The sequence below is a fragment of the Chryseobacterium taklimakanense genome (assembly GCF_900187185.1).
Classification (GTDB): Bacteria; Bacteroidota; Bacteroidia; order Flavobacteriales; family Weeksellaceae; genus Planobacterium; species Planobacterium taklimakanense.
Genome location: NZ_LT906465.1, coordinates 1,338,772 through 1,359,396, shown reverse-complemented (window position 1 = coordinate 1,359,396; position 20,625 = coordinate 1,338,772). Strand labels below are relative to the sequence as shown.

General features: G+C 40.6%; 20 protein-coding genes. 11 read left to right on the top strand and 9 right to left on the bottom strand.

The window, feature by feature from the left end; all coding sequences use genetic code 11:
• Positions 1–51: 51 nt before the first annotated feature.
• A complete protein-coding gene (gene pdxA / locus CKV81_RS06460) occupies positions 52–1,140 on the bottom strand; it encodes a 4-hydroxythreonine-4-phosphate dehydrogenase PdxA (RefSeq protein WP_095071606.1) in 1,089 nt (362 codons plus the stop codon).
• A 57-nt stretch (positions 1,141–1,197) separates the two neighbouring features.
• On the opposite strand from pdxA, the gene CKV81_RS06455 reads away from it, so the two are divergent.
• The 3 genes from CKV81_RS06455 to CKV81_RS06445 are packed head-to-tail and all read left to right on the top strand — an operon-like array spanning position 1,198 to position 3,936.
• Positions 1,198–1,800: a riboflavin synthase gene (locus CKV81_RS06455; protein ID WP_095071604.1), complete on the top strand. Its 603-nt coding sequence runs from the start codon at positions 1,198–1,200 to the stop codon at positions 1,798–1,800.
• Positions 1,784–3,241 (top strand): sensor histidine kinase, encoded by a 1,458-nt coding sequence (locus CKV81_RS06450; RefSeq protein WP_095071602.1) that lies wholly within the window; start codon positions 1,784–1,786, stop codon positions 3,239–3,241. Before CKV81_RS06455 ends, CKV81_RS06450 begins: the two co-directional genes overlap by 17 nt.
• Positions 3,241–3,936, top strand: coding sequence for a tRNA1(Val) (adenine(37)-N6)-methyltransferase (locus tag CKV81_RS06445; protein ID WP_095071600.1), 696 nt, complete (start codon positions 3,241–3,243; stop codon positions 3,934–3,936). The genes CKV81_RS06450 and CKV81_RS06445 overlap by 1 nt, the downstream gene beginning before the upstream one ends.
• Before the next feature lie 47 nt (positions 3,937–3,983).
• On the opposite strand, the gene CKV81_RS06440 is transcribed toward CKV81_RS06445, so the two are convergent.
• The gene (locus tag CKV81_RS06440; RefSeq protein WP_095071598.1) at positions 3,984–4,694 is read right to left on the bottom strand and encodes a cell division ATP-binding protein FtsE; all 711 of its coding nucleotides are present in this window, start codon (positions 4,692–4,694) and stop codon (positions 3,984–3,986) included.
• Positions 4,695–4,833: 139 nt separating this feature from the next.
• Entirely contained in the window at positions 4,834–4,992 is a 159-nt protein-coding gene (rpmH, locus tag CKV81_RS06435; RefSeq protein WP_040997588.1) for a 50S ribosomal protein L34, read from the bottom strand.
• A gap of 387 nt (positions 4,993–5,379) precedes the next feature.
• Here rpmH and CKV81_RS06430 point away from each other — a divergent pair, with 387 nt between their 5' ends.
• Entirely contained in the window at positions 5,380–6,387 is a 1,008-nt protein-coding gene (locus tag CKV81_RS06430; protein ID WP_095071596.1) for a DHH family phosphoesterase, read from the top strand.
• Positions 6,388–6,398: 11 nt separating this feature from the next.
• Positions 6,399–6,932: a hypothetical protein gene (locus CKV81_RS06425; protein WP_095071594.1), complete on the top strand. Its 534-nt coding sequence runs from the start codon at positions 6,399–6,401 to the stop codon at positions 6,930–6,932.
• A 91-nt stretch (positions 6,933–7,023) separates the two neighbouring features.
• Here the strand turns inward: CKV81_RS06425 and CKV81_RS06420 are convergent, their stop codons facing one another.
• The 5 genes from CKV81_RS06420 to tilS all read right to left on the bottom strand — a co-directional run bounded on the left by CKV81_RS06420 (position 7,024) and on the right by tilS (position 12,045).
• Entirely contained in the window at positions 7,024–7,806 is a 783-nt protein-coding gene (locus tag CKV81_RS06420; protein WP_095071592.1) for an alpha/beta fold hydrolase, read from the bottom strand.
• Between the two features lie 15 nt (positions 7,807–7,821).
• A complete protein-coding gene (locus tag CKV81_RS06415) occupies positions 7,822–8,370 on the bottom strand; it encodes a hypothetical protein (RefSeq protein ID WP_157727383.1) in 549 nt (182 codons plus the stop codon).
• A 68-nt stretch (positions 8,371–8,438) separates the two neighbouring features.
• Positions 8,439–8,945, bottom strand: coding sequence for a hypothetical protein (locus CKV81_RS06410; protein WP_095071588.1), 507 nt, complete (start codon positions 8,943–8,945; stop codon positions 8,439–8,441).
• Between the two features lie 76 nt (positions 8,946–9,021).
• Entirely contained in the window at positions 9,022–11,100 is a 2,079-nt protein-coding gene (locus CKV81_RS06405; protein WP_095071584.1) for a thioredoxin family protein, read from the bottom strand.
• Between the two features lie 36 nt (positions 11,101–11,136).
• Positions 11,137–12,045, bottom strand: a complete 909-nt coding sequence (gene tilS / locus CKV81_RS06400; RefSeq protein WP_157727382.1) for a tRNA lysidine(34) synthetase TilS — start codon at positions 12,043–12,045, stop codon at positions 11,137–11,139.
• A 130-nt stretch (positions 12,046–12,175) separates the two neighbouring features.
• On the opposite strand from tilS, the gene CKV81_RS06395 reads away from it, so the two are divergent.
• From CKV81_RS06395 to CKV81_RS06380, 4 genes are all read left to right on the top strand, one after another.
• On the top strand, positions 12,176–13,012 hold the full coding sequence (locus CKV81_RS06395) for an OmpA/MotB family protein (protein ID WP_095074318.1): 837 nt from the start codon (positions 12,176–12,178) through the stop codon (positions 13,010–13,012).
• A 101-nt stretch (positions 13,013–13,113) separates the two neighbouring features.
• Positions 13,114–13,761: an O-methyltransferase gene (locus CKV81_RS06390; protein WP_095071578.1), complete on the top strand. Its 648-nt coding sequence runs from the start codon at positions 13,114–13,116 to the stop codon at positions 13,759–13,761.
• A 34-nt stretch (positions 13,762–13,795) separates the two neighbouring features.
• Positions 13,796–14,518, top strand: a complete 723-nt coding sequence (locus CKV81_RS06385) for a C40 family peptidase (RefSeq protein WP_095071576.1) — start codon at positions 13,796–13,798, stop codon at positions 14,516–14,518.
• Positions 14,519–14,527: 9 nt separating this feature from the next.
• On the top strand, positions 14,528–15,787 hold the full coding sequence (locus CKV81_RS06380; RefSeq protein WP_095071574.1) for a 3-deoxy-D-manno-octulosonic acid transferase: 1,260 nt from the start codon (positions 14,528–14,530) through the stop codon (positions 15,785–15,787).
• Here CKV81_RS06380 and CKV81_RS06375 read toward each other — a convergent pair.
• Entirely contained in the window at positions 15,780–16,532 is a 753-nt protein-coding gene (locus CKV81_RS06375) for a glycosyltransferase family 2 protein (RefSeq protein ID WP_095071572.1), read from the bottom strand. The genes CKV81_RS06380 and CKV81_RS06375 overlap by 8 nt on opposite strands.
• A 122-nt stretch (positions 16,533–16,654) precedes the next feature.
• Between CKV81_RS06375 and leuS the strand changes: the two genes are divergently transcribed.
• Complete coding sequence (leuS, locus tag CKV81_RS06370; protein WP_095071571.1) at positions 16,655–19,459, top strand: leucine--tRNA ligase; 2,805 nt, start codon at positions 16,655–16,657, stop codon at positions 19,457–19,459.
• Positions 19,460–19,716: 257 nt separating this feature from the next.
• Positions 19,717–20,586 carry a MotA/TolQ/ExbB proton channel family protein gene (locus tag CKV81_RS06365; RefSeq protein WP_095071569.1) on the top strand — a complete coding sequence of 290 codons (870 nt, stop codon included), beginning with the start codon at positions 19,717–19,719 and terminating at the stop codon, positions 20,584–20,586.
• Positions 20,587–20,625: the final 39 nt, after the last annotated feature.

Sequence of the window (20,625 nt, the reverse complement as noted above, 5' to 3'; positions counted from 1 at the left end):
TTTGTTTCAAGTTTCAGGTTATAGGTTTCAGGTTGGTTTTTTAAACCGTTATCACTCTGTTTCTTCCGGCAGATCTTCATCAATTCCGTTTTCTGAAACCATTTTTTTCGGTTGAAGGCGGTTAGTCATCAAATCTTTATAATCGCTCCGGTTTTTGAAAATTTTAATTCCCATAAAAATCGCTTCGCTGAAGCTTCTCTCATCCGCAATATTTTTCCCGGCGATGTCGTAAGCAACTCCGTGATCCGGTGAAGTTCGTATAAAGGGCAGGCCAGCGGTATAATTCACACCTTCTTCGTAAGCGAGCGTTTTGAAAGGTGCAAGCCCCTGATCGTGGTACATTGCTAATACAGCATCGTAATTTTTGTATTTATTGGGCTGGAAGAAACTGTCTGCCGGAAACGGACCAAACGCCATAATGCCGTTATCGAAAAGTTCTTTTATTGCAGGCTCTATGATCTCAGTTTCCTCTTTTCCGATGGCGCCGCCGTCTCCGGCATGGGGATTAAGCCCTAAAACCGCGATTTTCGGTCTTTGAAGCTGGAAATCTTCTATCAGGCACTGGTTCAGTAGCTTAATCTGTTTTTTTATCTTTTCCTTAGAAATATTTGCAGCCACTTCTGAAATTGGAATGTGATGGGTGGAAACGGCTACCTTTAAATCATCGGTTACCAAAAACATCAGCCCTTTTTTACCGAATTTTTCTTCAAGATAACCCGTGTGTCCAGCGTGTTTGAAACCTTGCTTAAGCATTTCATCTTTATTGATTGGAGCCGTAACCAATACGTCGATGTCGCCTTTCACCAAGGCTTCTGTTGCGGCTTCCAGAGAATCAATCGCCATTTTTGTGGATTCTTCCGTAGGTTTTCCCAAATCTACATTCACGTTGTCTTTCCATAAATTGACCATATTGAGTTTCCCGGGCTGTGCCTGCGAAGCTTCAGTGATATAATTAAAATTTACCGGAAGTTTAAAAATATTTTTCTGATAGGTAAAAAGCTTGCCCGAACCAAAAATAACCGGCGTGAAGAAATCTGTAATGGACTTGTCATTCAGCGATTTCATTATGATTTCCGGGCCGATCCCGTTGAAATCTCCTACAGAAATGCCGATTCTCACTTTTTGATGTTTAGAACTCATAATTATTGGTTATCTTTGAAAAATTGATGAATTTACAAATTTAGTAAAAACTATCTTATGTTCACGGGAATTATTGAAGCTGTAGGGAAAGTAGAAAACATAGAAAAATCGGGTTCTAACATAAATTTCACTTTGAGCTGCCCTTTCACCGGGGAACTGAAAATCGATCAAAGCCTCGCACATAACGGATGCTGTCTCACAGTTGTTGAAATAAACGGTGGTAGTTATGTTGTGACGGCCATCGATGAAACTTTAGAAAAAACTAATCTTGGAAATTGGGAAGTGGGAACGGTCGTTAATTTGGAGCGTTGTATGAAAATGGACGGACGGCTGGACGGGCATATTGTGCAGGGACATGTAGATAAAACTGGCGAGGTTATTGCTGTCGAGGATAAAGATGGGAGTTACTTTGTTACCGTTCAGTACGATGCAGGCGGCGGTTTTATAACGGTTCCGCAAGGTTCCGTAAGTGTGAACGGAATAAGCCTTACCGTGGCAGACAGTGGAGAAAATCAGTTTTCTGTAGCCATTATCCCTTATACGTGGGAATTTACCAATATGAATTTCCTGCAGGTCGGCGATAAAGTAAATCTTGAATTCGATATCATAGGGAAATATATTGCTAAATTAATGTCAAAGCAGAATGCCATTAAGCCATAAGTACAAAGGTTACAGTTTAAGGAACAGGATTTTCTGGGGATTTTTGATCATATGCCTGCTGAGTATTCTAGGCTCATCAGTGCTTTCGTTCATTATCCTGAAAAACAATGCCATACAGCAGAGCAGAACAGATCAGCAGAAAAAATCCGATGCGCTGATGGCGTCGTTGGATTATGCGGTAAGTCATGAGCAAATGTCGTCAGAGGATCTTCCGAGAGTTCTCGCCAATAAAATATATGAAATCTCAGATATCAGTAAGGCTGACGTTATTATTTATGATTTGGAAGGCCGTTATCTTGTTTCCAACAAAGACCCGAATCTTGTCTCACAAAAAAAACTTCCGATAACAGTCATTAACGATGTTCTCGGCAGCAACAAACGGGTGGATTTCCAGACGTTCGATGAAAATCTTCAGGCCAACGTTATGTCATCTTATATGGTGCTGAAAAACAATTCGCTGGAGCCCATTGGTATCGTTTATTTTCCTTACTATCACAGTGATGATGTTTATCTGGAGGTTTTTAATAAATATGTTCTGTACATCATTATTGTTAATCTTTTTATCATCGCATTTGCGGTTTGGCTGAGCTGGATAATTTCTAAAAACCTCACCAATGCCTTAACAAAGTTTTCAGAATTAATCAACCGTCTTACACTTTTTGATAGGGATATGAAACCTATCCGTTATTATAAAAATGACGAATTGAGCTCGCTGGTGAAATCTTACAATAAAATGATTCTGCAGATCCAGGATCAGAAGGAACGATTATCTTTTACAGAAAAAGAGCAGGCATGGCGCGAAATGGCAAAACAGGTCGCACACGAAGTGAAAAATCCCCTCACGCCGATGAAGCTCACCATTCAGAATTTCAAAAGAAAGTTTAATCCCAACGATCCGGATATCATTAATAAGGTCAATCAAATGTCGGATTCTGTAGTAGAACAGATTGATATGATTGCTACGGTGGCTTCGGCATTCTCGCAGTTCGCACAGCTTCCGGAAAAACACAATGAAGTTTTTAATCTGAATAAGGAGATGGCGAGTATTGTCCGCATTTTTAATGATGAAAATATTTTCGTGCACGCTAACCGCGAAGATATTATGATCAATATGGACAAGATTTACCTGAACCGAATACTGACCAATCTGATAACCAATGCGCAGCAGGCAGCGGATGAAAGCCGCAAATCGATGATTAATGTAGATATGGAGCAGAAGCACAAGCGCGTAGTGATTACTGTGGAAGACAATGGGGTTGGAATTCCTGAGGAAATGTATGACAGGATTTTTGAGCCGAATTTTACTTCCAAAAATTCGGGAATGGGGCTTGGGCTCACTATGGTTCGCAAAATGGTGGAAGATTACAAAGGTGAAATTACCGTGATATCAGAGGTTGGTAAAGGCACCAAATTCACCATTACTCTACCTGCTAATATTTAATGAAACCTTTCACATTTCAGCAATTTACCGTCAATCAGTCTGAGGATGTATTCCGTGTTGGCACCGATGGCGTTTTGCTGGGAGCCTTAGCAAATATTTCAGATAAAAAAAGAATTCTTGAAGTGGGTACCGGCAGCGGATTAATTTCCCTAATGCTCGCCCAGCGAAATCCCGATTGTCAGATTACCGCGATTGACATCAACGAAAAAGCAGTTCTGCTGGCGAAAGAAAATTTTGAAAATTCACCGTTCTCAGACAGGCTTTCGGTCATGCAAAGAGATTTCAAGAATTTTCATAATGGTGAACCTTACGATTTAGTCGTTTCAAATCCGCCATATTTCGACGAAAATTCTTCTGCCAAAGACGCCGTTGCCAGACAGAAAATCGAACTTGATTTTAGTGATCTGATCAGGAAATCTTCACAATTAATTAGTGATGAAGGCACTTTTTGTGTCATAATTCCTTTCGAATCCGGACCTGAATTCATCAGTGAAAGCCGTCTGCAACAATTTCAGTTAATCAGAAAAGTAAACATCGCAGGGATTATAGGCTCAAAACCCAAACGTCTTATCCTCGAATTTTCAAAAACCGAAAAAGTTTTAATAGAAGAGCACTTGACGATTGAAAAAAGCCCGCGGCAATATTCCGAACAGTATATTGAACTTACAAAAGATTTTCACGTCTTTGGCAAATAAAAAAGTCCCGCACTGCAGGACTTTTGATGTTTTTTTAAATCTTAATCTTATTCAAAAAGTTCGGTCGTTTCCATTACGGTTACTGCGCCGTCTTCACATTTAATCGCTTCGCCCGGGAAGTTGTGGATCATATGGTAATCATGAGTCGCCATCACCACTGCTGAATTACCTTCCTGCGCCACTCTTTTAAGCAAAGTCATAATTTCGTTGGAAGTTTCAGGATCCAGGTTTCCGGTAGGTTCGTCGGCCAAAATCAGGTCCGGATGGTTCAAAAGCGCTCTCGCAATGGCTACACGCTGCTGTTCGCCCCCGGAAAGTTCATGCGGCATTTTGTGCTTTTTGCTTTTCATCCCGACACTTCCCAGAACTTCATTAATCCTATCATCAATTTTTATGGAATCTTTCCAGCCGGTCGCTTCCAGAACGAATTTAAGATTTTTTTCTACCGTTCTGTCCGGCAAAAGCTGGAAATCCTGGAACACAATTCCAAGTTTTCTTCTCAGATCCGGAATTTGCGAAGTTTTCAGGGTTGCAAGGTCAAAACCGGCAACGTTTCCTTTACCGTCCTGCAGCGGGATATGTCCGTAAAGTGTTTTCAGAAGCGAACTTTTGCCAGAACCTGTTTTTCCGATCAGGTAGCAGAAGCGCCCTTTCTTGATGTTCAGGTTCACATTGGTAAGAACCGTGAAGTTTTTCTGCGCAATTCTTGCATTTTGCAGGCTAATGATGTTGTCTCCCGAAATATTACTGTGTGGCATTTTTATAAAAAAAAAAAAATTGGATAGCTTCAAAAGTAAATAAAACTTTACTTTTCACCTAATTTTTATCACTTTTTAACAACAAAAAATGCCTGAAAAATCTCTTTTTCAAGCACATTTGTATATGATAATAAAAGAATTATCTCTTAGCGCGGGATGCACTAACGGTCAAACTCTTTCTGCCTTTTGCTCTTCTTGCAGCCAAAACTCTTCTACCGTTTGGCGTAGACATTCTTTCTCTGAAACCGTGTTTGTTTCTTTTCTTTCTTTCTGATGGTTGGAATGTTCTCTTGCTCATTTCTAATATCTTTAGTGTAAAACTGTATCTTGATTTTCAGACTGCAAAAATACAAATAATTTTAAACCTCACAAATTAATTTTCAAAAAATACCTTCAACTTTTCTGCACACGGGACCCTCTGTATTGCAATTAATTATGGCGTGCACTCGTTTCCTCTCTCCGGCGCTCGCTGCGCTCGCGCCTCCGTTCGGTCACTCGCACCGCGCTATCCGCTCATACTCCTCGCGCCAGGGCTTTGTCCCACGCCTGCTGTGGGGTAACCGCTACTATCGCTCACGCAGTGGATGCCGTGTACATTTAAATTCTATTATCCACTACAAAATTCTGACGTCTGACCTCTGAAATCTGACATCTTAAAACTACCTTTGCAAAAAACCAAAAATTTATGTTCACAGCCTCCGAACTTCTCGATATCAACCAGCTTTTAATCCCGGAAAATAAAATTGTCATCATCACCCATTACAATCCGGATGGTGATGCCATTGGCTCTTCGCTTGGACTGAAACATTATCTGAAAGCCAAGGGTTTGGATGCGGAAGTTGTGGTGCCCAACGATTTTCCGAAATTCCTGAAATGGATGCCGGAAGCCAAAAAAATCACGATTGCCGATTACAAGAGAAAAAAAGCATGGGAAATTATAGACGCTGCGGATGTCATCTTCATCCTTGATTTCAATGCATCACACCGTGCAGGAAATCTGGTGGGCCCGTGGATTGAACGTGCAGAAGGCGTAAAAATCCTGATCGATCACCACCAGCAGCCGGAAAATTTTGATTTTGTGTACTCCGATACCACAATTCCGGCGACATCACAAATGGTTTGCCATTTTATCGATGCGATGGATGACCGCGAACTTGTGAATAAAGACATCTCAGAATGCCTCTATACGGGAATTATGACCGATACCGGCGGTTTCCGTTTCCGTTCCACTTCGGCTGCGACGCATCATATCATTGCAGATCTTATTGAAAAAGGAGCCGATCCGGCGATGATTTCAGCAAGTACATGGGATACCAATACAGTTTCAAGGCTGCATTTGCTGTCGCTCATTTTGTCAAGAATAGAAATTGTAAAAGACGGCAAAGTCGCCATTCTCTATCTGAAGCGCGACGAACTCAAGGAATTCGGTTTTGAAAAAGGAGATACCGAAGGATTTGTAAATTATGGACTGAGCGTTCTCGGAACCAGAATGTCTGCCTTTTTTATGGAGGATCTGTATGAGGATTTCATCAAAATTTCTTTCCGCTCAAAAGATGATGTGGATGTGAACCAATTCTCACGAAAATATTTCAACGGAGGCGGTCACATTAATGCAGCAGGAGGAAAATATTTTAAAAACATTTATGAGACCATAGAAGATTTTAAAGAAAAAATTAAAGAAGAAAATTTCTAATATAAGTTAAAATGAAAAAAGTTTTATTTCTATCGCTGTTAGCACCTATGTTATGGTTTGCGCAAAGCAATGATTTGTCCCAAAAATTTAAAGTAGAAGTAGGATTTCAAGGTCTTAATTTTGGTTTTGAGCAACCTTTGTCCAGAAAGATGCTTTTAGATATTAATGCCGGAATTGGAGGGCGTGTAAATATTCCTGCTGGGAGTTCTATTGAGTACAGACTTGGCGTTACTTCGTCGGAAACTTATTTATCTCCGTTTTTTAGAACGCAGCTCCGTTATTATTTTAACAGAGATGCAAGGGCAGCAAGAAATCACAGTTTAGAAAACAACTCAGGAAGTTTTATAGGTTTTCAAACCAAAATGGTTTTTAATAAAAGTGTTGATGATGTTTTGGTTAGCGATGTTCATTTTGGCCAGCAACTTCCTTTGGGTAAGCATTGGATTTACAGATATCATTTAGGAGTTGGTTTAGGGTTTAATTTGGCACAAGGGATGGGTGCTTTTTATCCTGCTGTAGGTTCTACTTTTGGGTATGTTTTTTAAAAAAAATAACAACCCTTCAATTTGGGTTGTTTACTTTTAATAGGCTGTTAATTATGAAAATGTTCAGTCAATTTTTTAATGAATTAATGGATTAAAACACAAAATGTTTCGGCAAATTATGCAGCAGTTCCGTATTGATAATCGCTGCGCAAACTTCCGGTTTTTCCCAATGTCCGTTGTGCCCGCAATCTAAAATGTAGGATTTAATATTGGTTTTGTCGGGCAGATTTTTAATCATCACCTCGGTTTTTACGGCGTTGTCGTGTTTCCCGGCAATAACTAAAATTTTCGCATCCAGATTTTCGAGAACCTGTTTTTTGTCAGTCCGCTCGATCATTCCTTTCACGCAGGCTAAAGCACCTTCCGGTTTTGTAGAAAGTGCTATGTCCTTCGCGAGTTCTATCTTGCCTTCCAAAATATCTTTTTCGTTGGGATTAAAAAGGTTGGGAATTCCGGCAGCGACGTACGTCCTGAAATTTTCCAGAATAATCCTGAAACTTTTGCGGCGCTGCTCCTTCTTTTCTTCATCATCAGAAAAAAAAGTTGAAAAGAAAAGGGTGACTGATTTCAGGACTTCCGGATATTTTTCGGCGAAGGCGAGTGAAGTGTAACCGCCCATCGAATGGCCCAGAAGATGAAAATTTTCCAGTTGCAGTTTATCCGTAACTTCCTTCACTTTTTCTGCCATCAGTTCCATCGTGTGCACTTCACCGTAAATATCGGAACGGCCGTGTCCCGGGAGATCAATTTTTATCAGACGGAATTTTTTTGAGAGATATTGCTCCATATCATCCCAAATCAAGAGGTTCTCCATAAAGCCGTGAAGCATTACAAGATTTTCAGATCCGTTTCCGGTAATTTCGTAATTGAGCATTTTTTTTAATTTAATTCAGAAATAAATGTCCACATAATCAGTCAGGCCGAAACATTCAACCATATTCTGCATTCGCCAGTATTTCCGCTTCTGGGTCGCCAGAAACGTTTGTGGCCCGGTGCGCAGGCATTTTCCGCCGTTGGATTTTATATTAGTTTCTACAGTGCCTTCGAAAGCAAGTTCTTTCCCGGAAATCTGTATCACTTTACCTTCAATTTTCAGATAGTCTGATCCGCGTTTTTGGCTGCCGGAGACTTGATATTCATTTTCGGCGGTCTTTTTAAAATTAATGCTTCCGGGCTTATCCCAGCTGATCCACTGAAGTGTCAACGGATGTTTTCCGCTGAGGTCTTTCAGGCCGCTGTCTTCATTTTTGCTGTCCAAACTGGTCCCCTGCGGAGTTGAACTCTGGTTCGGTTCATTCTCAGGATTTATATTCTCCACCGGCTTCTCAACAAAAATGGTTTCTTTTTCTACCGCAGTTGGTTGTGTAGTAGTGGCTGATTGTTTTTTTGAACAGGAAAAAACCATCATCGCCATGCCCAAGATAAGATACTTTTTCATCGCATTGATTTGTAAACAGCTCAGAAACATACAAATATTATGCAAAGGCCGGTATTTGTTTTTCCGGATTAACAGCTGATGTCGATATAATCTACAAATCCGTCGCCATTTATTTTATCCTGCAGACGCCAGAAATTGCCTTTCCCTTCATCAAAAAATGTGGTTTTATTCGTGCGGTCATAGCGTGATCCGCTGATCTTTTGGGAAATCTTTCCTTCAAAATTCAAATGTTTTTCAGAAACCCTTTGTATGGTTCCTGTTATCGATAGATTATTGTGGCCAGCCTTTGCCTGCCCGGCAACGTCATATGTGTCGCGGCCTTTTTTCTGGAAACTGATGGACCCATTTAGTGCCGGGACGCCATCAGTACTGAACTTCAGGTTGTGGCTTCCGGATAAATCTGCGAAACGGTTTTTATCGTTCAGGGTTTTTATGCTGTCGTTGTATTTGGTTCGTGCAGCATTTATGGAATCGATGCTCGCCAATGTGTCCTTCAACGCCTTATTTTCTGTGGGACTATTCTTTTTACAGGAAAATAAAAGCGCAACAATTGCAATAGGGACCAGTATTTTCATTGGTGTATGTTTTCAACAAATATAAAAAATGAGGCTGAAGTTTTTAACAGTCTCATTTTAAAATTCAGCATTAAAATTATTTTTTTGATTTATAGTAATTCACTCCGCATTCCAGGAATTTTTTGAAATCTTCCTTAGGCATGTATCCTGAAACCGGAGTATTGATCACCTGGCCTTCGGGAGTCACCAAAACATAATGCGGTTGCGAATTATTATTGAAGTTCACCTGCTGAAACATACTCCACCGGTCGCCAATCGTCTTGATTTTTTTCATTTGCCCGCCGCCCATATCGATTTTCGTTTGCTGGTCTGCGGGAAGCTCTTCTTTATCATCAACATACAGCGAGGCTAGTACCACATCATTTTGCAAAATCGGTAAAATATCGGGTTCGCTCCAGACAAATTCCTCCATTTTACGGCAGTTTTCGCAGCCATAACCGGTAAAATCTATGAGAATAGGTTTGTTTTCCTTTTGAGCCAGCTGTACAGCTTCAAAATAATCGTGCGAGGGATGCATACCTAAAATTCCGTCGCCTTCTTTGTGGAAATAGCTCACGTTGATTGGAGGCAAAATTCCGGAAAGCATCTGCAGTTTTGGTCTTTCGGACGGGAATAATCCCTGAATCAGATAGATTAAAAATCCAATTCCTGCAACTCCAAAAACCTTTCTCGTTAAAGAAATCTTTGGTTTTTTATCATCGTGTGGAAACCTGATTAATCCGAATAAATAAAGAATCAAACCGATTGTGATGATGATCCACAGTACAATGAACAGTTCTCTTTTCAGCAGGAAGGTTTTTGAAACTAAATCTGCTTTTGACAAAAATTTTAAAGCCAAGCCCAGTTCGATGAATCCTAAAACTACTTTCACGGTGTTCATCCAGCCCCCGGATTTTGGCAAACTTTGTAAAGCCTGAGGAAACAGTGCGAGCAAACCGAAAACGATTGCCCAAGCCAAACCGAAACCGGCAAGTGCAAAGGTGAGGAGCATCGGAACATTAGAGGAGCCTGTAACCGCACTTCCCAGTAAACTTCCTAAAATCGGGCCAGTACACGAGAATGAAACGATCACCAAAGTAAGTGCCATGAAGAAAATCCCGATCAGTCCGCCGGCTTCTTCCGCTTTTGAGGATTTGTTGGCAATGGAACTTGGCAATGTGATGTCGTAATATCCGAAGAAACTTCCCGCGAAGAATAAAAATATCAGGAAAAATGCGATGTTCAGCCAAACAGAAGTGGAGATTTCATTGAAAATATTACCGGCGATTCCATCGATTAAATGGAACGGAACACTCAACAAAACAAAAATTAAAAGAATAAAAAATCCGTAAATTATCGCATCACGCCTTCCTTTAGCCTTATCTTTTGATCCTTTTGTAAAGAATGAAACCGTAAGCGGAATCATCGGAAATACGCACGGTGTAAGCAACGCAATCAGCCCGCCTAAAAATCCGAGCAAGAGGTAGGTCCAGTAATTTTCGCTGTGTTTTTCTTTTACGGTTCCGCAGTCTGTTAGGGGATTGTTAAAGTCAAGCGAATTGATTTTCAGGTTTTTAGGATCAAGTTTTTGAATTGAAGCAGCTCCTGCTGAAGCTGTGCTTGCGCTATCGGCCGCAGCGGTTATAAGTGCACTCGCAGAATCTTTTTGTGGAGTTTCTGCTGCAGTTTCTGCTGTTTTGCTTTCTTCAATTTTTCCTGTCGGGGAAACAGATTTTTCAAACTCTAAAGTATTGGGAGCCAGGCAAACCCGGTCGTCACAGGTTTGGTAAGTAATTTCCACCGCAGCAGTTCCGGGTTTTGCCGGATCTTTTAACTTAAATTTTCGTTTAAACAGTGCTGAATTGGAGTAATAAACGATCTGTGCACCAAACGCTTCAGAATATTCATCGTGTTTTTTTCCGACTTCCACCGTTCCGCCAACCGGTACGATGTTATCACCAGAAATTTTCATTTCTGTGGGAATTCCTGAATCCGGAGGTAAATCTTTGGAATAAATATGCCAGCCGCTTTCCATCGTTGCCGTGAGAATGGCTTCATATTCGCCGTTGGCAAGTGGCTTTATGTCGTATTTAAATTTTACAGGATCTTTAATCTGCGCTGAAAATGCGGTAAAAAATAAGGTCAGAATCAGGATAAACCAACTTCTAAATTTCATGTTCACTTTTTTAATAAGCCCCCAAAAATAAAGAATTTATTTTTGCTTTCCGGGACGTTTACGGCAAATGATTTGGGAGCGTTCAAACGAAATTTCGTGGGTTTTGCTCCGGAAAAACTTCCCGGTTTCGGCTGTTCGTACCTTTCCGATTTCGGCGCCCGAAAACCCGAGTTTCCGGATAATTTCAGTGACAATAAAAGGTTCTAAAGCAAACAGTTTTTTCCGGTTTAAAGTGAATTCAGTATCAGGTTCCCCGGTGCACAGTTCTTTAAAACTCTGTTCCACAATATTTTGTAAAAAATCGCTGGCCGATTTCATATAAGCGAGGGAATCGCTGAAGTTTTTCAGAAAATTATCATTGGTTTCCAGTAATTTAGGCACAATTTCGTTGCGGATTTTATTTCTTAAATATTCATTTTTTTGATTGGATAAATCTTCCCTGAAAACAATACCTTTTTCTTGTGCAAAGCGGTAAATTTCATATTTAGGGTAATGCAGAAGCGGCCGCAGAATTTTGTGGTCATTCTCCGGAATTCCGCTCAAGCCTTTAATGCCTGAACCTCTTGATAGGTTGATTAAGAAGGTTTCCAACTGATCGTTCAGATGGTGCGCGGTTACCAGATATTCAAGATTTTCTGTTTCCTGAATATTCCGGAAAAATTTATAACGCAGTTCCCTTGCCCAAAGCTGAATTGAGCCTTCTGGTTTTTCATCTTTTTCGGAAACTTCATAAAGATGAATTTTAACCTGATTCTTATCGCAAAAGTCCTCAACCAGTTTGGCATCAAGGTCAGAATCACTACCTCTCAGTTTGTAATTGATGTGCGCAATCTGGAATTTTATACCGGAATTAGCGAACAGATGCGCCAAAACCATGGAATCTGCACCGCCGCTTACGGCTAACAGAAAATTTTTCGCCCCGTAATTTTCGAGAAGATTTTCCATTGATTTTTTGAAAGCTGAAAGCGAAAGCTGGCCCACGAAATCGAGTGTTTACGCAAATATAAGGCACTTTTTCAAAATGAATTTTGTACTTTTGGACATATCTATAGCAAAAAATTTAAAATTTATGGTAATGAAAGCAGGTAAATTTTTGGCAGTCGCCATTACAGCGCTTACGCTCACCAGCTGTGTGAGCCGGAAGCAGTACGATGCTCTGAATCTGAATTACAAACAGAGTATTGAAAATCTCGCTGAAAGACAGCGCGAAATCCAGGATTTGAAATCTGTAAATTCCGGTTTGACGAGTGAAAACTCCCTTCTTAAAGATCAGAATAATGCCCTGAAATCTTCCCTTGATGCCTGCCTCTCTAACGCAGGAAAAGGTTCGGCAAACATCGACAAACTAATTGGAGAGATCAATGCGTCAAACAAATATATCAAGCAGCTGATTTCTACAAATGCGAAAAACGACAGCCTGAATCTTGCGCTTTCAAACAAACTTAAGCGTTCGCTGGATAATGTTGCCGATCAGGATGTACAGGTGAAGGTGTTAAAAGGTGTTGTAATGATTTCATTATCAGATAAAATGCTTTACAAAACGGGTGATTATAATGTGCTTCCGGCGGCCCGTGAAGTGTTGGGTAAAGTTGCTGCGGTAATCAAGGATTATGACACTTATTCAGTTCTTATTGAAGGAAATACAGACAATGTACCGCTGAATTCTGCAAATCTTCCGCGTGACAACTGGGATTTATCAGCACTTAGAGGAACTTCTATTGCAAAGATCCTTCAGAATGATTTCGGTGTAAATCCAAACCGTATTACTGCCGGCGGTAGAAGCGAATATAATCCGAAAACCACCAATGCGTCAGTTTCCGGAAGAGCTGAAAACCGTAGAACCGAAATCATCATCATGCCTAAATTGGATGAGTTCATGAAGTTGATGGACATCGCTCCGGTTAAAAACTAGTTTTTTAAAAATTTAAATAATGGCGTTGCCGGTGTTTTATGCATTGGCAACGCTTTTTTATTCAGGCTAAATTCTTATTTTCGTTTGAAATTTGTGAGTTTATGAGTTTTTTTGAAGAAAATTGTCCCGAAATGGATCGCTACCTTGAAAACAGTGCTTCGGATGAGCCTGAAATTTTGAGGAAACTGCGCCGGGAAACTTACCTTAAAACCACGCAGCCGCATATGATTTCCGGGTATCAGCAGGGAAGGCTTCTGACGATTATTTCTAAAATTCTACAACCGTCAAATATTCTGGAAATCGGGACCTTCACAGGTTACGCCGCACTTTGTATGGCCGAAGGTTTGGCAGTTAACGGCAAACTTACAACACTGGATATCAATGAAGATCTGGCTTACATCCCAAGAAAATACTTTGCTGAAAGCGGATTTTCAAGTAAGATCAATTTTTTAATTCAGGATGCCAAAGAATTTCTGAAACAGAGCGATGAAGTATACGACCTTGTATTTATTGACGCAGATAAAGAGAATTACGTTCAGTATTTCAAACTGATAAAACCGCGCCTGAAATCAGGCTCTGTGGTGATGTTCGACAATGTTTTGTGGTACGGAAAAGTGCTCGAGGACAACCCGAAACAGACTTCAACCCAAAAAATAAAAGAACTGAACGAAATGATCGCCAAAGATGCTGATTTTGAAAATCTTATTTTACCTTTGCGCGATGGCCTCAATGTGCTTCGCAGGAAGTAAAGAAATTGATGCACAACATCTGAAACCTTAATTTATGGATAAAGCAGTTTGCGTAGTAATGGCGGCTCCCGTTCGCGAAGTGGCCGAGGAACAGGCAGAAATGGTAACACAGATTCTTTACGGCGAATCGATGGATGTGCTGGAATCCGGAAAATACTGGTCGAAAATCAAAATGCATTTCGACGGGTACGAAGGTTGGGTTGACAGCAGGCAGATAAGGCCTGTTTCTGAACAGGACCTTGCCACCAGAAAAGTCAGTACCATTACAGAGAATTTCCAGACTGTGATTATGAAACAGGGCAGGACGCTTCTTTCTATGGGTTCTGAAGTAGAATTTCCGACAGTTGTGAGCAGAAGAAGCCACGATTTGCGTGAAAGCATAGTGCTGACGGCGCAGGAACTTCTAAACATCCCTTATTTGTGGGGCGGAAGAAGCTTTTTTGGGGTCGACTGTTCTGGTTTTGTGCATCTGGTTTATAAAATCAACGGTATCAAGATGCCCCGCGATTCTTATCAGCAGGCTGAAATTGGTACGCCATTAACTTTTCTGGAGGAAAGCCGACCAGGAGACCTTGCATTTTTTGAAAATAAAGACGGAAGGATTATTCACGTAGGAATCATGATGGAAAACCAGAAAATCATTCACGCTTCCGGAAAAGTAAGGATCGACACGCTGGATTCACAGGGTATTTTCAACAAAGAGATTAATGAGCATTCTCATAAACTGCGTTTTGTGAGGGATGTAATAGGATCGTAAAGTATCAAATTGCAGTTTCTCTACAACATATTCATCAGTTTGATGGTTTTCGGCTTTAAAGTCGGAGCGGCATTCAATTACAAACTGAAGCGCGGTTTGGCAGGAAGAAGGCAAAGCTGCGAAACTGTAAAGTCGAAATTTTCAAAAACAGATAAAGTGATCTGGATGCACGCGGCAAGCCTTGGAGAATACGAGCAGGGCCTTCCGGTTCTGGAACGGCTCAAAGAAAATCTCCCCACGCATAAAATTTTAATCACTTTTTTCTCACCTTCCGGTTATGAAGTGGTGGTAAAGAAAAACCACATCGCTGATGCGGTTTGCTATCTTCCCTTTGACCTGAAGAAATGGGTGAGCGAATTCGCAAACCATTTTCATCCCGATATTTTCTTTACTGTAAAATACGATTACTGGTATAATCTTTTGAATGAACTCAGGCGAAAGGGCGTTAAAACCTATGTGGTTTCGGCGCTGTTCTATGAACGTCAGGTATTTTTCCGCACCTACGGCGAATGGTTCGTTGCAAGCCTTAAAAAAAATATTGATTGGTTTTTTCATCAGACTAAAAGCTCCTATGCGTTAGCTAAAACCATTCATCTTGATAACTCCTCAATTGCGGGCGATACGCGTTTTGACCGTGTAAAACAGATTAAAGTCCGCTGGACACCTGTGGAAGGTATTGATGAATTCAAGGGCAATAAAAAGCTGGTGGTATTTGGCAGCACCTGGGAAGCGGAAGAAGCTGTTGCGAGAATTGTCTTAAAAGGAAACAAGGATATAAAGCTGATTTTAGCGCCACATGATTTAAGACGGGTAGGAAATCTGAAAGAAATGTTCCCGAATGCGGTCCTGTATTCAGAAATTATAAATCGTATTCCCGGGAATCCAAATATAAACCTGATTGATCCTGCGGTTTTGATCGTTGACAGCATCGGCCTTTTGGCAAGACTATATTCTTACGCTGACCTGGCGGTTGTTGGTGGCGGATTTCATTCTGCAGGGCTTCACAACATTCTTGAAGCGGCTACTTTCGGCGTGCCGGTTATTTTCGGGAATCATTACAGAAAAAACCCAGAAGCTGACGCGCTGATCGATGCTGGTGGCGGAAAATCTTTTGCTGATGAACATTATGCCGCAAATTTCATTCTTAAAATTCTTCAGGATGATGCCGCACTGCAGAAAATGGGAAAAAATGCCGGATATTTTATTCAGTCACAGCCAAATGCCACTGAGATTATCCTCAACAAAATTTTAGGACAGTATCTCAATTAAAAAACTTTGAATATTTTATGAAGCCGTTCAAAGCCCAGGTTGCGGTGTAATACAGCGATTTAACCGTGGAAAATTCCAAATAGTCTTTGTAGACGAGATATTGGTCGATCAAAATATTTTTCTTTTTTCTGGAAATACTTGTAGAATGCATCCTGTATTTGGCCATCGTTTTGGGAAGTGGCTTTCCGACGGGGATTTTCTTTAAAAGGTTCAGCCACATGACGTGGTCTTCGCGTTTGCTTCCTTCCGGAAAATATTCTTTACCTACCCGCTGCGAATCATACATTGACGAAAGAAGCGATAACCTGCAGGTTTTTAATAAATTATTGAATGTTACTTCTTTGTCGGCTTTGAAATCTTTTATCTGTGGAATCAGGTTTTCGTTACAGCGTGCATAACTGGAGTAAGCGAGTTCCGAATTTTCTTTTTTCATGAATGCGATCATTTCTTCCAGGAAATTTGGTTCCCAAAAATCATCTGCGTCGAGAAAAGTTATGTATCTTCCCGTAGCCTTCCGCAGCGAAAGGTTTCTGGCGTGCCCCGCACCTCCGTTTTTATCAGCGACGGTCAATTTAATCCTAGGGTCTGAAAGTGTCCTGATGATTTCAACCGAATTATCCGTGGATTTATCATCGGTGATGAGCCATTCCCAATCTGTAAAAGTTTGATTCAAAACCGAACCGATGGTTTCTTTCAAAAATTTTGAAGAATTGAAACAGGGCGTAATGATCGAAACTTCAGGCATTCAAAAGTGTTTCTGCAAAGATAACCAATCAGCTTTCAAATTATTAATATATTAAATTCAAAACCTTAAATTTGTCCGTTACAAAGATTTATTCAGTTTAATTTTCAACTATTCATTATAAAATGTTCTACGACCATAAGCAGATTGACCAAAAGTGGCAGAAATACTGGGAAGAAAACCAGACGTATAAAACCTTAAACGATACTTCAAAACCGAAATTTTATGTTCTGGATATGTTCCCTTATCCGTCCGGTGCGGGGCTGCACGTGGGGCATCCGCTGGGTTATATCGCTTCAGATATTTATGCCCGGTACAAGAGGCATCAGGGGTTCAATGTTTTGCACCCGATTGGTTATGATTCTTTTGGGCTTCCTGCAGAGCAGTACGCGATCCAGACCGGTCAGCATCCGGCGGTTACCACAGAGCAGAACATTAACAGGTACGAACAGCAGATGCGCCGCATCGGTTTCTCTTTCGACTGGAGCAGGGAAGTGCGCACTTCCGACCCTTCTTATTACAAGTGGACACAGTGGATTTTTATAGAATTATTTCATTCCTGGTATAATAACTCTACGGACAGAGCTGAGCCAATTTCTTCACTGATAAGTTATTTCGAAGAATTTGGAACTGAAAATCTCAATGCCGAACAAACTGAAGAATTGAATTTTACAGCTGAAGAATGGAAAAATGCTTCAGAAGACGATAAACAAGACATCCTACTAAACTATCGATTAGCCTTTCGTGCAGAAACTACAGTGAACTGGTGTCCGGAACTGGGTACCGTTCTGGCCAATGATGAGGTGAAAGACGGCAAATCCGAACGTGGCGGTTTTCCGGTCTTCCAAAAGAAAATGATGCAGTGGAGCATGAGGATCACGGCTTATTCGGAAAGATTGCTGCAGGGACTGAATGATATCGACTGGCCACAACCGCTTAAAGATTCGCAGCAGTACTGGATTGGAAAATCACAGGGCGCTGCAGTAAAATTTGAAACAGAAAATGGTGAAGAGATCGAGGTTTTCACCACGCGTCCTGACACCATATTCGGGGCAACCTTCATGGTTTTAGCACCTGAAAATCCTTTGGTGGTAAAACTGACCGCAACTGAGCAGAAAGCCGAAATTGAGAATTATATCGAAGAAACTTCCAAAAAAACAGAACGCGACAGGATGGCCGACGTGAAAAACGTTAGCGGTGCTTTCACAGGAAGTTATGCGGTAAATCCTTTTACAAACAAAAAAATACCGGTTTATATTTCAGATTATGTTTTGATGGGCTATGGAACCGGTGCTGTGATGGCGGTTCCGGCACACGATGAACGCGACCACCGTTTTGCCAAAAAGTTTGGGCTGGAAATCGTAAATGTGATCAAAAATGAAGTAGACATTCAGGAAGAATCCTACGACACTAAGGATTCCGTTTGTGTGAATTCCGAATTTCTGAATGGTTTGAATTATGATGACGCCAAATCCAAAATTATTTCAGAAATAGAAAAACGGGGAATCGGACACGGAACTACGAATTACCGCCAGCGCGATGCGATATTTTCCCGTCAAAGATACTGGGGCGAGCCGGTTCCGGTGTATTATAAAAATGAAATGCCTTATACGCTGCCGGTTTCGGTGCTGCCTTTGGAACTTCCGGAAGTTGAAAAATATTTGCCAACCGAGGACGGCGATCCACCATTGGGGAACGCAAAAAACTTTGCCTGGGACGATATAAACCAAAAGGTGGTTTCTGTAGATTTAATTGATAATAAAACAGTTTTTCCGCTTGAGCTTTCCACCATGCCGGGTTGGGCAGGAAGTTCATGGTATTTCCTAAGATATATGGATCCGAATAATGATGAGGTTTTTACCGATAAAAAACTTTCAGATTATTGGGGCCAGGTTGATCTGTATATCGGCGGCAGCGAACACGCGACGGGGCATTTGCTCTATTCCCGTTTTTGGAATATGTTCTTAAAGGACAGAGGTTATATCAGCCAGAACGAGCCGTTCAAAAAACTGATTAACCAGGGAATGATTTTGGGGATGAGTGCGTTTGTGTTCAGAATTGCGGGTACAAATACATACGTATCCAAAAACATGGCTCATGAGCATCAGACTCAAAAAATCCACGTTGATGTATCATTATTAAAAGGTGATGAACTTGACACCGAAGCCTTTAAAAATTGGCGTCCCGAATTTAATGATGCGGATTTCATACTTGAAGACGGTAAATATATTACCGAGCGCGAAGTGGAAAAGATGTCCAAATCCAAGTACAATGTCGTAAATCCGGATGACATCTGCGAAGAATACGGTGCCGACTGCCTGCGCCTTTACGAAATGTTCCTCGGCCCTTTGGAGCAGTCCAAACCCTGGAATACACAGGGATTGTCGGGAGTTTACGGGTTTTTGAAGAAGTTCTATAATCTTTATTTTGACGGTGATGCGGTTTCTGTTTCCGATGATGAACCTACGAAAGAAGAATATAAAATCCTGCACACTCTCATTAAAAAAGTATTTTACGATTTAGAGAATTTTTCTTTCAATACGTCGGTTTCTTCATTTATGATCGCTGTGAATGAATTACAGAAACTGAAATGCAGCAAAAGGAAGATTTTGGAACCATTGGCAATCATCGTTTCCCCTTACGCACCTCATATTTGCGAAGAGCTGTGGAGTGTTTTGGGACACAGCGAATCCATCGAATTTGCGCCGTTTCCCAAACTGGATGAAAAATATCTTGCTGAAGATGAGATAGATTACCCCGTGAGTTTCAACGGAAAATTGCGGTTTAAGCTTTCGCTGCCTGCTGATCTGGAGGTAACACTGATTGAGGAAGCGATCCTGAAGGACGAAAGAACCGTAAAACAACTGGAAGGAAAATCTCCTAAAAAAGTCATCATCGTTCCGAAAAAAATCATTAATATTGTAATCTGACATTAAGATTTATTGAAAAATTAATTAAAGATTTCATAAAAATTGAGGTTGAATTTTTTAATTATCTAAGAGTCCCTGTTAATTTGAAAAATATATCTAAAAATCAAAAAATATTTTGACAAATCAACAATGTTAACAGCTGTTAACACTGAAAAATTTTGTTTAAGAATGGTTTAAGTTCTTGCATAAATAAAATTTTAACCTTTATTTTACGGCTTGAAAATATTAAAAAAATAATAATTATAATTTAGTTTAATATGGAAATGAATGTTTCAAACACAGAGGAGCAAGTAGTTGCTAGAAAGTCGGGAGGTCTTAATCCTGCAATCATTTTACCAATTCTTTTAGTAATTGGTTTCCTAATTTATTATTTCGTTCTTGGTAATCCCGGAAACTTCAAGGAGGATGCTAGAATTGCAGGACAGGCTTCTGTAGCTATGGCAGACATACCAACGAAAGAGCTTCACCCGGAATCTTTCATGGGAATTGTTTACATGGGAGGTATTATCGTACCAATCCTGATCACCTTCATGATCACCGTAATTGTATTCTCAATTGAGCGTATGATTGTTCTTGGCAGAGCTAAAGGGAACGGAAACCTAGATAATTTCGTATTAAAAGTAAGAAGCCTACTTAACCAAAACAGAATTGATGAAGCTATCGAAGAGTGCGACAGACAAAGAGGTACTGTAGGTAATGTGGTAAGAGAAGGTCTTACAACTTATAAAATCCTTGCTAACGATACCACTATGGATAAAGAACAGAAAATGGCTGCTCTTAACAAGTCTATCGAGGAGGCAACAACTCTTGAGATGCCAATGCTTGAAAAGAATATGATGATTCTTTCTACTCTTGGTACAGTGGCAACGCTGGTAGCGCTTCTTGGTACCGTAATCGGTATGATCAAGGCGTTCTTCGCACTTGGTTCTGGCGGTGGTACTCCGGATTCAGCTGCACTTTCTATCGGTATTTCTGAAGCTCTTGTAAACACGGCTTTAGGTATTGGTACTTCAGCAATCGCGATTATCCTTTATAACTTCTTTACTTCAAAAATCGACGGATTGACGTACAAGATCGATGAGATCGCAATGTCTATCCAGCAGTCTTTCGCTGAATTCAACAAATAATTCTCGGCAGGAGATTTGTATTTTTCAAAAAGAAGTTTA